Source organism: Mesorhizobium sp. CA16 (genome assembly GCF_020165175.1).
Taxonomy (GTDB): Bacteria; Pseudomonadota; Alphaproteobacteria; order Rhizobiales; family Rhizobiaceae; genus Mesorhizobium.
The window spans coordinates 64,083-77,650 of sequence record NZ_JAIUHP010000009.1; the positions used below are offsets into that span (position 1 = coordinate 64,083).

Annotated in this window: 10 protein-coding genes; 4 read left to right on the forward strand and 6 right to left on the reverse strand. The window is 63.8% G+C overall.

All coding sequences use genetic code 11. The features are described from left to right. The first annotated feature begins 246 nt into the window (after positions 1 to 246). The gene (locus LB525_RS14585; protein WP_224545123.1) at positions 247 to 1,056 is read left to right on the forward strand and encodes an MBL fold metallo-hydrolase; all 810 of its coding nucleotides are present in this window, start codon (positions 247 to 249) and stop codon (positions 1,054 to 1,056) included. A gap of 8 nt (positions 1,057 to 1,064) precedes the next feature. Here the strand turns inward: LB525_RS14585 and LB525_RS14590 are convergent, their stop codons facing one another. The 3 genes from LB525_RS14590 to mutS all read right to left on the reverse strand — a co-directional run bounded on the left by LB525_RS14590 (position 1,065) and on the right by mutS (position 4,973). After that, positions 1,065 to 1,634 (reverse strand): TetR/AcrR family transcriptional regulator, encoded by a 570-nt coding sequence (locus LB525_RS14590; protein WP_224545124.1) that lies wholly within the window; start codon positions 1,632 to 1,634, stop codon positions 1,065 to 1,067. A gap of 64 nt (positions 1,635 to 1,698) precedes the next feature. Continuing rightward, positions 1,699 to 2,163: a DUF1348 family protein gene (locus tag LB525_RS14595; protein WP_224545125.1), complete on the reverse strand. Its 465-nt coding sequence runs from the start codon at positions 2,161 to 2,163 to the stop codon at positions 1,699 to 1,701. A gap of 77 nt (positions 2,164 to 2,240) precedes the next feature. Then, complete coding sequence (gene mutS / locus LB525_RS14600) at positions 2,241 to 4,973, reverse strand: DNA mismatch repair protein MutS (RefSeq protein ID WP_224545126.1); 2,733 nt, start codon at positions 4,971 to 4,973, stop codon at positions 2,241 to 2,243. A gap of 166 nt (positions 4,974 to 5,139) precedes the next feature. On the opposite strand from mutS, the gene LB525_RS14605 reads away from it, so the two are divergent. After that, entirely contained in the window at positions 5,140 to 6,327 is a 1,188-nt protein-coding gene (locus LB525_RS14605) for a glycosyltransferase (RefSeq protein ID WP_224545127.1), read from the forward strand. Between the two features lie 135 nt (positions 6,328 to 6,462). Then, a complete protein-coding gene (locus tag LB525_RS14610) occupies positions 6,463 to 8,742 on the forward strand; it encodes an NADP-dependent malic enzyme (RefSeq protein WP_224545128.1) in 2,280 nt (759 codons plus the stop codon). Positions 8,743 to 8,834: 92 nt separating this feature from the next. Here the strand turns inward: LB525_RS14610 and LB525_RS14615 are convergent, their stop codons facing one another. The 3 genes from LB525_RS14615 to LB525_RS14625 form a co-directional block, all read right to left on the reverse strand. After that, complete coding sequence (locus LB525_RS14615) at positions 8,835 to 10,007, reverse strand: porin (protein ID WP_224545129.1); 1,173 nt, start codon at positions 10,005 to 10,007, stop codon at positions 8,835 to 8,837. Between the two features lie 378 nt (positions 10,008 to 10,385). After that, entirely contained in the window at positions 10,386 to 11,093 is a 708-nt protein-coding gene (locus LB525_RS14620) for an antitoxin Xre/MbcA/ParS toxin-binding domain-containing protein (protein WP_224545130.1), read from the reverse strand. 262 nt (positions 11,094 to 11,355) lie between these two features. Continuing rightward, the gene (locus tag LB525_RS14625) at positions 11,356 to 12,348 is read right to left on the reverse strand and encodes an adenosine kinase (protein ID WP_224545131.1); all 993 of its coding nucleotides are present in this window, start codon (positions 12,346 to 12,348) and stop codon (positions 11,356 to 11,358) included. A gap of 317 nt (positions 12,349 to 12,665) precedes the next feature. Between LB525_RS14625 and LB525_RS14630 the strand changes: the two genes are divergently transcribed. Further along, entirely contained in the window at positions 12,666 to 13,550 is an 885-nt protein-coding gene (locus LB525_RS14630; protein ID WP_224545132.1) for a DMT family transporter, read from the forward strand. Positions 13,551 to 13,568 lie beyond the last annotated feature (18 nt).

Below are 13,568 nucleotides of genomic sequence, written 5' to 3' on the forward strand. Positions count from 1 at the left end.
TTCCCACTTCAACCATACACCAGAACCAACACACAGGATTCTATGGTCTGCGCCGCGTCGCTTCGCTCCTTGCTCCGCCATAGAATGACGAGGTTGCGGCGGCTTCAACCAATCCCCGGCATTTGCGATGATTTCACGGAATTGAACGGAAAATCTAGCACCAAGACAAACGGCAACCTTTCAAAATCCCTGTCGAGGGAATAACCGAAAACCTCGCGTCGGGATGCGGTTGAAAGAGAGCAGGCATTGGAACGAATTTCAGCCGGACCTCATTACGCGACCTATAAAATCGGCGACTTGACCGTCACCTCGCTGCGCGACGGTTACGTCGACATGCCCGTCCGGAGACTGCGCCAGCCGGGAGACAAGCCTTTCGGCGACGATCTGCCGCCGCAGGTGCCGCTCTTCGATGGCGCGCTCCGATTGTCGGTCAATGCCTTTGCCATCGATGACCGCGAAGACATCACGCTGATCGATACCGGATCCTCGAACGCCTGGCACCCGACGATGGGCTTTCTGCCGCAGGCGCTGAGCGAGGCGAACATCGCCGTCGATCGGATACGCACGGTCGCCTTTACCCACACCCATCTCGACCATATCCAAGGGATCATCCTTCCGGATGGCGGGGACGGTTTCCCGCAGCTCTCCCGCTTGCTTGTCCCTCGAGCCGAGCTCGACATGTTTCGGTCGGTAGCGAGGTTGAGCCGCTTCCGTGATCGAGCGCAGCCCTTGGACCCGGGCCAGCACCTGAATGCGAATATCGAGGCAATCGCCGCCTCGGGTCATGAAATCGGCCATACCTGCTTTCGCGTCACGAGCGGCGGCGAAACATTGTTGGTCTGGGGCGACCTCGTGCATGCTCCGTCGCTTCAGTTCGATCGGCCGGAGGTCGCGTGGGAGTTCGACGCGGATCAGGAACAGGCGCGGACAACCCGGCTGCAGATATTGGCCCTTGCCGCCGACAACGGCTGGTGCGTTGCAGGAGCGCATCTCGATTCACCGGGCGTCGGCCGGGTTTTCCGAACCGAGACGGGTTTCCGCTTCGAGCCTTTGTAGGAACCGAGTTAGGTCTTGGCCGTCAGCCCGAGCCGCGTGCGCAGCCGGCGCAGCGTACGGGAGAATACCCCGGCATCGTCAGCGGCACGGGCAAGGGTGAGCGCGCCCTGGATGGCGGCGACGGTTTCCTCCGCCAGTTCGACGGCTTCGGTTTTCCCATGCCCAACTCGCGCCAGCGCATCGGCGAGGTGCGCGACCCAGCGGCCGAAATAGTTCCTGATTTGGCTGGCGAAGAGATCGCGGGATGCCTCCAGCGCGAAGGCGCCGATGAGACAGACCCGGCGCCCCGAGCGGAAGTAGCTGTCCGTCGCTGCGAGCATCTGCTCGATCCCGGCCGACGGATCGGCGCCGTCGCATAGCGGCGCAAATACATTGTCCTCGAACCAGCCGTCGATATGGGCAATGACGGCTCTCGCCATCTCTTCCTTGCCGCCGGGAAAGAAGTGATAGAGGCTTCCCTTGCCGAGCCCCGCCGCCTCGCCGATCAGGGCCAGGCTGGCGCCCTCATAGCCGTGCTCGCGGAAAACCTCGGCCACGATCGCCAGCAACTGGTCGTGGTCCGGAGCGATGCGCCGCATGCTTAGTGTTCTTGTTCGAGCATGATCTTTTCCAAAACCGCTACACACTTTTTGGGGTCATGCTCTAAAGCCCGAGTTCCGAAAGGCCGGGATGGTCGTCCGGCCGGCGGCCGAGCGGCCAGTGGTATTTCCGCTCGCGCTCCGCGATCGGCAGGTCGTTGATGCTCGCCACGCGCCGGCGCATCAGCCCGGCCTCGTCGAATTCCCAGTTCTCGTTGCCGTAGGAGCGGAACCAGTGGCCGCTGCCGTCGCGCCATTCATAGGCGAAGCGCACCGCGATGCGGTTTTCATTCCAGGTCCAGACCTCCTTGATCAGGCGATAATCCAGCTCGCGCGCCCATTTGCGCTTGAGGAAATCGACGATCTCGCCGCGACCCGAGATGAACTCGGCCCGGTTGCGCCATCTGCTGTCCTCGGTATAGGCGAGCGAGACCCGTTCCGGGTCGCGGCTGTTCCATGCATCCTCGGCGAGGCGCGCCTTTTGCGCCGCTGTCTCGGCCGTGAAGGGCGGCAATGGCGGACGGCTCATGAAATCTCCTGTCGGTTCCAATCGTCGATAACCGACATTGTACCGACCGGTACAATCAGTCAAGGCCACGCCTGGTTCTACTGCTTCGTTGCCAGCCCCTTCAGCCGGTAGAGCGCCTCCAGCGCCTCGCGCGGCGTCATCTCGTCCGGATTGATCGCGCCGAGCGCTTCGCCCAGCGCATCGCTTTTGGCGGGTTTCGGCGCTTCGCGTTTCACCGCCACCGAAAACAGCGGCAGATCGTCGACCAGCCGATTGGTCTTGCCCGAGACTTCGCCCTCTTCGAGCTGGTGCAGCACTTCCTTGGCGCGGGCGACGACGGCTTCCGGCAGGCCGGCGAGCCGCGCCACCTGCACGCCGTAGGAGCGGTCGGCCGCGCCCTTGCCGACCTCGTGCAGAAAGACGACGTCGCCTTCCCATTCCTTCACCCGCATGGTGACGTTGTGAAGCCGGGGGAGCTTGCCCGCCAGCGCCGTCATCTCATGGAAATGCGTGGCAAAAATCGCCCGGCAGCGGTTCTTCTCATGCAGATATTCGACCGCCGCCCAGGCGATCGACAGGCCGTCGAAAGTTGCCGTGCCGCGGCCGATCTCGTCGAGGATGACCAGCGCCCGCTCGCCGGCCTGGTTGAGGATCGCCGCCGTCTCGACCATCTCGACCATGAAGGTCGAGCGGCCGCGCGCCAGGTCGTCCGAGGCGCCGACGCGCGAGAACAGCCGGTCGACCACGCCGATATGGGCGCTTTGCGCCGGCACGAAGGAACCGGTCTGGGCAAGGATGGCTATCAGCGCGTTCTGCCTGAGGAACGTCGATTTGCCGCCCATATTCGGGCCTGTGAGCAGCCAGATCGCGCCGGCCTTGGCGCCGCCCTGAGGCGACAGATCGCAATCATTGGCGACGAACGGGCCATCGCCGGAACGCCTGAGCGCCTGCTCGACCACAGGGTGGCGCCCGCCGGCAATTTCGAAGGCGAGGCTCGAATCCACCAGCGGCCGGCACCAGCCCTCGCTTTCGGAAAGCAATGCCAGCGCCGACGAAACATCCAGAGCCGCAAGCGCGTCGGCGCCGGCGCGGATCCGTTCGGCCTCGCCCACCACTTCCGCGGTCAGCCGGTCGAAAGCGGCGAGCTCGATGCTTAGCGCCCGGTCGGCGGCGTTGGCGATCTTCGATTCCAGCTCCGCCAGCTCGGTCGTGGTGAAGCGCATGGCGTTGGCCATGGTCTGGCGATGAATGAAGCGCGCCTTGGCGGCATCGCTGCCGGTCATGATCGAATGGTGATTGGCCGTCACCTCGATGTAATAGCCGAGCACATTGTTGTGCCGGATCTTCAGCGAGCGGATGCCGGTCTCTTCGATCAGCGAGCGCTCCAGCCCGGCGATCACCTTTCGCGATTCGTCGCGCAGCGCCCGCATCTCGTCGAGCTCGGCATTGTAGCTCGACCGCACGAAGCTGCCGTCGCGCTTGATCAGCGGCAGCTCGTCGTCGAGCGCTTCGCTGAGGTGGCGGGCAAGCGCCTCGGGCAAGGCCTTGATCGCGGCCAATGCCGCAGCGAGCTCGGCGGGCAGATCGGCCGCCGCGAACAATTCGGCGATCGCGCCGGCCGCCTCGAAGCCGGCGCGCAGCGCGCCCAGGTCGCGCGGTCCGCCGCGGTTGAGCGCCAGCCTGGACAGCGCGCGCGGCATGTCGGCGACGCTTTTGAGGCTCGCCCGCAGGCCCTGGCAGAGCCGCATCTCGGAACGGAAGAACGACACCGAATCCAGCCTGGCCGCGATTGCTGTTGGATCGGTCAATGGCGCCATCAGCCGGTCGGCGAGCAGTCGCGCGCCGCCCCCCGTCACAGTGCGGTCGATCGCCTTGAACAGCGAGCCGTCGCGGCTGCCGGACAGCGTGCGCAGCAGTTCCAGGTTGGCGCGCGTCGCCGGATCGATGAACAGCGTCGAGCCCTGCTCCTCGCGCTCGGGCCGCGACAGCGGCGGACGTTCGGCTTTTTGCGTTTTTTCGACATAGGCGATGGCGCCCGAGATCGCCGATAACTCGGCGCGCGAGAATGTGCCGAAACTGTCCGGCGTCGCGACCTCGAAGAAGCGCGCGATGCGTCCGGTGGCTGAGGCCGAATCGAACAGCGACGGCGGCTGTGGATTGGCGACGCGGCCCAGCACGTCGAACACGGGCCTGAGCTCCGGATCATGGAAAACCGGCTCGGCGACGATCAGCTCGCGCGGGTCGACGCGGAAGATGTCGGCAAGCAGCCGCTCGACGCTCGTCTCGGCAACGCGGAAAGCGCCTGTCGAAATGTCGATCCAGGCCAGCGCGAAGCCGGCTTGGCTGGTCGCGCCCCCCTTCACGCGGCCAAGCGCCATCAGGAAGCTCGATTCCGAGGGCGCGAGCAGCTTGTCCTCGGTGATGGTGCCTGGCGTGACCAGCCGCACCACGTCGCGGCGCACCACCGATTTGGAGCCGCGTTTCTTGGCTTCGGCCGGATCCTCGATCTGCTCGCACACGGCAACGCGAAAGCCTTGCGCGATCAGCTTCTGCAGATAGTCGTCCGCCGCATGCACCGGCACGCCGCACATCGGTATGTCATTGCCCTGGTGCTTGCCCCGCTTGGTCAAGACGATGCCAAGCGCCTGACTCGCCTTCTCCGCGTCGTCGAAGAACAGCTCGTAGAAATCGCCCATGCGGTAGAACAGCAGCGAATCCGGGTTCGCCGCCTTGATCTCGATGAATTGCTCCATCATCGGCGTGACGCCGGCCGTGACAAACTGTGCCGGTGCCGCCGTGGCGTTGTGTTCTTCCGGGGTACGCATATCCATCCCGGCACGCTAGCAGATGTGAGCGGGCGGTTTAATGCCGGCGGTTGCAAAAACGGGGGACGAGTGGGCCGTTGCTGCCATCGGCAGGACGGACGCGTAGGGCGTGTTGCCTCATGCCGGCGGCCGACATATGGATCGTTCGGGATCAGGAGAAGATAGTGGGGCAATGAAGAAGGACGGACACGAGACGTTCGAGGAGATGGTCGGCCCGGTCGGCTCGCCGCTCAGGCGTGTGCGGCTTCTTGCCACCAACCGTGCCAACCGCACCAGAACCAAAATCAAGGCGTGGGTGCGGACACGGTTTCCCTTCATCCTGCCGACACGCGGGCCGCTCTCCGGCCTCGACGGCGGCATCGACATACCCGTCCATATCTTCAGTCGCGATCCGTTGATCCTCTACATACCTGTCGGCGGCCGGCGCCCGCTTTACGCACTCGCTGCCCTCTGCCGGCGCATGGTGTCAGCGCGCGCTACCTTCCTTCTGATGCCGAACTGGACGCTGGAGAGGCCCACCGTCGTCGAGCAGATACGCAAGGATCTCGCGTGGTTCGCCGCGGTCTGCCCCCACCATGACCTGATCTTCCTCTGCAACACAGAGGAAGAGCGCCGTCTGATTGCAGGCGTTGGCGGCACAGCGATCTTCTCCAATCACAATCTGATGATTTCGGAAGACGTCTTCCGGCCGCTGCCGGACGTGCCGGTCGAGTACGATGCCGTCTACAATGGCCGCATCTCGCACACCAAGCGGCACCACCTCGCCTTCGAGATCGAAAGACTGGTCCATGTGACGTCCTCGATCGGCGAATTGCCGCCGGCCGGCGACCGCGCCTTCATCCGCCGGCTGCAGGCGCAATCGCCGCTTCACAGCATCGCCAATCCCCTCCTTGACGGCCTGCCCGGGCGGATGCCGCCTTACGAGGTCAACCGCGTCTACAACCGGGCCGCGGTCGGGCTCTGCCTGTCGGCGGTGGAAGGGGCGATGTATTCCAGCATGGAGTATCTGCTGGCCGGCCTGCCGATCGTCTCGACGCCGAGCATCGGCGGCCGCGATGTCTATTTCGATCCGGACTATTGCCTTATCGCCGAGCCGGAGCCGGCCGCAATCCGCCGCGCGGTCGAGCGACTTCGCGACCGCGCCATCCCGCGCGAGGAGATTCGTGGCCGCACGCTGGAAAGGGTGCGGGCGCAACGGCTGGAACTGATGGCCTATCTCTCGGCGCTTAAGCAGCGCATGGGAAGCAACGATCCGCCTTTCTCCGAATGGCCGTTCGCCGGCACCTCGGGGCTGACGCGGTGGGCCCCGGTACGCGAGCACCTGCGCGAGATTGCCGCGATCTCATCGGGCAAGATTTGACAGCTTGTCTCTGCCAACGGAGGAACAAAATCGCTGGATCGCTTGGCGGTTTACAGCGGCGGCGTGTACCCTTAAGCGGGTAATTCAAAACAATGCGCCTCAAGAGCGCGAAATGGTGGGAGAAGCGTCAGCAACATGGCCAGGAAAACGGAAAGCAGCGGCCCCTCCGTCAGCCCCGAGGAGGCGCTGGAGTTCCACGCCATGGGACGGCCCGGCAAGCTGGAGATCGTCGCCACCAAGCCGATGGCGACGCAACGCGATCTGAGCCTCGCCTATTCCCCGGGCGTCGCCGTTCCCGTGCGCGCCATCGCCGAGGATCCGAGCCGCGCCTTCGACTATACGGCGCGCGGCAACATGGTCGCCGTCATCTCCAACGGCACCGCCATCCTCGGTCTCGGCAATCTCGGCGCGCTGGCCTCGAAGCCGGTGATGGAAGGCAAGGCGGTGCTGTTCAAGCGCTTCGCCGATGTCGATTCGATCGACCTCGAAGTGGCGACCGAGGACGCCGACGAGTTCATCAATTGCGTGCGCTTCCTCGGGCCTTCCTTCGGCGGCATCAATCTCGAGGACATCAAGGCGCCCGAGTGCTTCATCATCGAGCAGCGGCTGCGCGAGCTGATGGACATTCCCGTCTTCCATGACGATCAGCATGGCACGGCAATTATCTCGGCCGCCGGGCTGATCAACGCGCTGGAGATCACCGGCCGCGACATGAAGACCACAAAAATGGTCTGCAACGGCGCGGGCGCCGCCGGCATCGCCTGCATCGAATTGATGAAGGCGATGGGTTTTTCGCCGGAAAACATCATCCTGTGCGACACCAAGGGCGTGGTCTTCCAGGGCCGCACCGAAGGCATGAACCAGTGGAAGTCGGCGCATGCGGTCAAGACCGAGGCGCGCAGCCTGGCCGAAGCGCTGGACGGCGCCGACGTCTTCCTTGGCCTGTCCGCCAAGGGCGCGCTCACCACCGCCATGGTGCAGTCGATGGCCAAGAACCCGATCATCTTCGCCATGGCCAATCCCGATCCGGAGATCACGCCGGAGGAGGTGGCCGAGATCCGCACCGACGCCATCATGGCCACCGGCCGCTCCGACTACCCCAACCAGGTCAACAATGTTCTGGGCTTCCCCTATATCTTCCGCGGCGCGCTGGATGTGCGCGCCACCACCATCAACGACGAGATGAAGATCGCGGCCGCCAGGGGGCTTGCCGAGCTGGCGCGCCAGGACGTGCCGGACGACGTCGCCGCCGCCTATCAGGGCAACCGGCCGAAATTCGGCCCCAACTACATCATTCCGGTGCCATTCGATCCGCGCCTGATCTCGGCGATCCCGCTGGCGGTGGCCAAGGCGGCGATGGAATCCGGCGTCGCCCGCAAGCCGATCCTCGATCTCGACCGCTATGCGCAGGAACTGTCCGCCCGCCGCGACCCGATCGCCTCGACCTTGCAGCGCATCTACGACCGTGTGCGCCGCCAGCCCAAGCGCATCGTCTTTGCCGAGGGCGAGGAGGAGCAGGTGATGCGCGCCGCCGTCTCCTATGTGAACCAGAGGCTCGGCACGGCGATCCTGCTCGGCCGCGACGACGTCATCAAGGACAATGCCCGCAATGCCGGCATCGACCTCAACAAGCCGGGCATCGAGATCATCAATGCCAGGCTGTCGCGGCGCAACGGCATCTACACCGACTATCTTTACGAGCGCATGCAGCGGAAGGGTTTCCTGTTCCGCGACTGCCAGCGGCTGATCAACAACGACCGCAACCATTTCGCCGCCTGCATGGTGGCGCTGGGCGACGCCGATGGCATCGTCACGGGTGTGACCCGCAACTATTCCACCGCGCTCGATGACGTGCGCCGCATCATCGACGCCAAGCCGGGGCACCGCGTCATCGGCGTCTCGATCGTGCTGGCGCGCGGCCGCACCGTGCTCGTCGCCGACACCGCCGTGCACGACATGCCGAACGCCGAGCAGATCGCCGACATCGCCGAGGAGGCGGCTGGTTTTGCCCGCCGCATGGGCTACGAGCCGAGGCTTGCCATGCTCGCCTATTCCACCTTTGGCCATCCGCAGGGCGAACGTTCCGAGCGCGTGCAGGAAGCGGTGCGCATCCTCGACAAGCGCCGCGTCGATTTCGAGTATGACGGCGAGATGGCCGCCGACGTGGCGCTGAACCCGCGCGCCATGGCGCAATATCCGTTCATCCGCTTGACCGGCCCGGCCAACGTGCTCGTGATGCCCGCCTTCCACTCGGCCTCGATCTCGACCAAGATGCTGCAGGAGCTCGGCGGCTCGACCGTCATCGGCCCGCTGCTGGTCGGCCTCAACAAGCCGGTCCAGATCGTCTCGCTCAATGCCAAGGACTCAGACATCGTCAACATGGCGGCGATCGCCGCCTATACGGCTGGGAATTGACGAGGTAGCGGCGCTGCCGCTTCGTTTGCCTGAGCCAAAGCAAAAGGCCCGCGGCGGTGCCGCGGGCCTTCCTTTGTGATCTTTGCGTTCGATCAGAAGTTACGCTGGAAACGAACGATGCCGCCGACGCTGTTCTTCTTGTCGGCCCTGGTCCAGTTGAAATCGTCGGCGTCGCCGAACTTGCCGTCGTGGACATAGTCGACTTCGGTCGTGATCGTGAAGCCGGGAACGATCGTATAGGCTACGTTTGCCGCAACGACGGCGTTCTTGGCGTCGTCAGCCGAAACCTGGAGGTTGAAGGCGGTCTTTTCGTTGAATTTGTAGGTGCCGCCACCCCAGACAGCCCAGTTGCCGCCCCACGGCTTGTAGAAGCCGCGGCCACGCGCCGGGATAGCCCAACTGGCGTCGTTGAAATTGTCGTCGGTGCCGTAGCCGCCCATGATGAACAGCGACAGTTCCTTGGTGACGTTCACGTCGAGGCGAACCTTGCCGGCAACTTCCTCATAGGAGCTGTCATAAGCGACGACCCCGGTGATCGCGCCCCAGTCGCCCTTGTACTTCAAGCCGCCGACGACGTTGGGAACGTAGCTGTCAATGGTGCCATGAATGGCGGTGGCGCCAGTGGTGTCAGAGCCTTCTTCGAGCGAAATCACGCCCGAGAAACCGCTGCCGGCGTCGAAATAGTAGCTGACGACGTTGGTGTCCTTAATGCCATAGGGAATGATCGTGTCTTGGATGACATTGCCGGCATAGCCGATGAACTGGTCGTACGGCGTTTCGTCCTTACCGACGCGGAGGCCGCCGAGCTGGATCCAGGCGAAGTTCAGTGTAACCGACTTGTTGGCAGCCGGATTGTCGATGGCAAAGCCAGCACCATTCACGCCGGCGCCATTGCCGAAGTTGAAGCGGGTCTCGGTGTAGGTCTTCAACGTGCCGAGTTCGGTCTCCTGGCCGGTCCAGGTCTTCAGGTTGAAACGGGCGTTTTTCCTCCAGGTTTTGTTTTCGCCGCCGTCTTGCCGATCGATGTCCTTGGCACCGTCGAAAGTGCCGACGTCGCCGAAGCCGGCGTCATAGCGGATGTAGCCGCCGACGCGCAGGCAGGTCTCGGTGCCGGGGATGTAGAAATAGCCGGCGCCATAGACGTCGCAGATCTTCACGTATTCGGCCGGTTCCGGCTCGGCTACGGTGACCGCGTCGGCGGCGCGGGCGCCCGAAACTGCGATCAGAGCCGCAGCGGAGCCGAGTAGAAGGCTCTTGATGTTCATTTTCTTGAATCTCCAGTCAAAGGTTCAAGACAGGCCTGACGTGCCGTTCGGCTTTGCCACCCCCGTCCCCATCGTTGAAAAAGCGCGCGCACCGGCGCCGCTTCTTCGCCTCGGACATGGCCTAATCGTTGGCCTCACACAACAGGGATTGTGCCGGAAAGGCTGCTTTTTGAGCTCTTGTGGAAGTCTTGTTGCGCAAATATCACGTCACATAAATGTAAAGATGGGACATTCTGAACAATAAGTACAATCGGAACGTAGGATAACCTGAAAAATGTGCCAAATGTGCCGATTGTTACAGCTTTATGACGGACGATTTGCCGGATAAATTTCTAAGAAGCCGAGAAACATAGAAAAAAAGACTTCGCGCAACAGGAGTCAGGATAACGCGCGGGCGGCGCGGATGACGTCCTCGACCATGTCTTCCCGTAACATCTCGATGGGGATGCGGCCGTCGAGCTGGGGCGAGGGTCGGGTCAGCCAAAACCAGGCAAGCCTCGGATTGGCGATCGCCGAAAGCACGCCGCTGATCCCCGGAACCGGCCTGCCGTCGACGAACTGGGCCAATGGGAAGACATGCTTGCGGCCGCCCTTGCGCAGCGCAACGACCTCGCCGCGCCTTTGCCAGCGATGCAGCGTCGACCGCGGGATACGGAGCTTGTCCTCGAGATAGGTGGAGCCGGCGACTTCGCCGGCCCAATCCTCGATCAGCATCGACTGGAGATCCGCGGCGCGCTCGGCGATATGCGGTGCAATCGGCCTTCCTGCTTCCGGTTTCGGCGGGGTCTCGAAGCTGCGGTCGGGGAAGGTCGAATCCCTGTTCGCTATCTTTTTCGCAATTTCGCGCAGAAAATCGGAGGCAAGGCCGGTCCAATCGCCCTTGAAGGAATCGATTGCAAGGCGCTGCTCAGATGGCAGGAAGGGAAGGGCAGCGGCCACATGGCCGGCAATCTTGCCGGCTGAAGTCAGCGCCTCGGTGTCAAGCAGGACGCCCTGCTGCATCAAGGCCTGCTGCACCGCCTCGGCGACCAGGCCTGCCAACGCCTCTTGTGAAATCCCGTCGGACGAGTTCTGGAATCTGGTCATGAATCTGTCTTGCGGCCCGCGCTCCTCCCAGGCGCCGGCCGATGCTGAAATTCTTATTGCGGAAAGCAAAAACTGCGGCGGCAACGAACGCCGCGGCCCGGCAGGTTGCTGGCACGCATCTTCACACCCCTGGTTTGGCGTGCCGCAATGTCAGTCGCAGTACGCCTCAGTTTGCGTGTAGGAGCGCTCTATGACAGGGGCGCGACAGAGAAGCCGGTTTTGACCCTGTTGGCGGTAACGCAACGGTACTTATTGGGCAGCTCTAAAGCAGCCCCACTTGCTCGGCTTCGCGACGCAGATTCTGGCGCGGGCGCGGGCCGATCTGCTGGATCACCAGCCCGGCCGACAGCGAGCCGAGATCGCCGCAGTCCTTGAGGCTGCGGCCGGTCGTGTAGCCGTAGAGAAAGCCGGCAGCGTAGAGATCGCCGGCGCCGGTCGTGTCGACCAGCTCCTTGATCTTCGTCGCCTGGATGACGACGGTCTCGTCGCCGCGCACGATGACCGAACCTTTTTCAGAACGAGTGACGGCGGCTATTCTGCAATCCTTGCGGATGGCGGCGAGCGCCTCCTCGAAGGAGGCGGTCTGGTAGAGCGACTTGATCTCGTGGCTGTTGGCAAAGACGATGTCGACGGTGCCCGAACGCATCAGCTCGAGAAACTCGTCGCGGTAGCGGTCGACGCAGAAGGAATCCGACAGCGTCATCGACACTTCGCGGCCCGCCGCATGCGCCAGCTTCGCCGTCTGCCGGATGGCTTCCTTGGCGCGCGGCGGATCCCACAGATAGCCTTCGAAATAAGTCACCTTGGCGCCGGCGGCCTTGTCGGCCTCGACATCCTCGGGGCCAAGCTCGACGCAGGCGCCGAGATAGGTGTTCATCGAACGCTCGCCGTCGGGCGTGACGAAGATCATCGAGCGCGCCGTCGGCGGTTCGCCCTTGAGCGGTGCGGTATCGAAGGCCACGCCCTGGGCGTGGATGTCATGGGTGTAGATCTCGCCCAGCGCGTCGTTCGACACCTTGCCGAAGAAAGCGGCCCGTCCGCCGAGGCTGGCGACGCCGGCCGCGGTGTTGCCGGCGCTGCCGCCGGAAGCCTCGATCGCCGGACCCATGCGGCTGTAGAGCAGTTCGGCGCGCCTGGCGTCGATGAGGTTCATCGCGCCCTTGATGATGCCGTTGGTCTCGAGAAAAGCTTCGTCGCACTGCGCGATGATGTCGACAATGGCATTGCCGATGCAAAGCACGTCATATTCCGGCATCAAAATCTCCGCCAAGGGCTGCCCGGCTATCTGGCATGCCGGCCGGGCGCGGGTCTAGCGACTTGGCATTGCTTTGCCTACCCCGAAAATCGCCATTGTTTGCGAAGCGCCGGCTGCGGCAGCGTTCGTGTCGAACTGGCCCATATCGACCGCGGCCTTCGCCGCTATGGTTTCGCGGCGATCGAAACATTTCCGCGCCGCCATGGGCTAGAAGCAATTCCAGGAAAAGTGAGTGGCGGTATTCCGTCAGCAATTGCGTAACAACAAAGCGGATCGTTCCCGCAGCAGAAGGCGCAGAAATGTCCCAGAAGAGCGAAATGTCCACCGAACTGGCGCTGCTCGGCGTCCTGGCGGTGCTGTGGGGCGCTTCCTACACATTCATCAAGATCGGCGTCGAGACGATCCCGCCTGTGACCTTCATCGCCGCCCGGACCTTGATCGCCGGAGGCATTCTCTTCATCATCATCCGCTGGCGCGGCCTTGCCATGCCGGCCGATGCGGCAGTATGGCGCCGGTTCACCTTCCAGGCCTGTCTCAACAGCGTCGTGCCGTTCACGCTGATCGCCGCCGCCGAGCGCTCGGTCGATGCCGGCCTCGCCACCATCCTCAATTCGACGTCGCCGATCTTCACCTTCCTGCTGACGGCATTGATCACGCGCCATGAGCCCGTAACGGCGCGCAAGCTGCTCGGCGTCGGCGCCGGCATCGTCGGCATCTGTCTCATCATCGGCACGCAGGCGCTTGGCGGGCTTGGCCATCAATTGTGGGCGCAGCTTGCGATCGTCATCGCGACGGTCTCCTATGCCGGCGCGGCGATCTTCGGCCGCGGCTTCAAGGGCCTCGATCCGATGATACCCGCCGCGGGTTCGATGCTTTGCGGCGCCGCCATCCTTGTGCCGCTGAGCCTGGTTGTCGACCGGCCATGGACGCTTGCGCCGTCGGGCGCATCGATCCTGGCCCTGCTCGGCCTGTCGGTCTTCTCGACGGCGCTGGCCTTCGTCATCTATTTCCGCCTCATCCACACGCTGGGCTCGGTCGGCACCACCTCGCAGGCCTATCTGCGCGTGCCGATCGGCGTCGGCATCGGCGCCGTCTTCCTCGGCGAAAGCCTCGGGCCGGCGGCCTGGCTCGGCATGGCCTTCGTCGTCGCCGGCGTCGCGGCGATGACCATTCCGGCCAGACAGGCCAGGCTTGCGCAATAATTGCGCCTGGCATCCAGC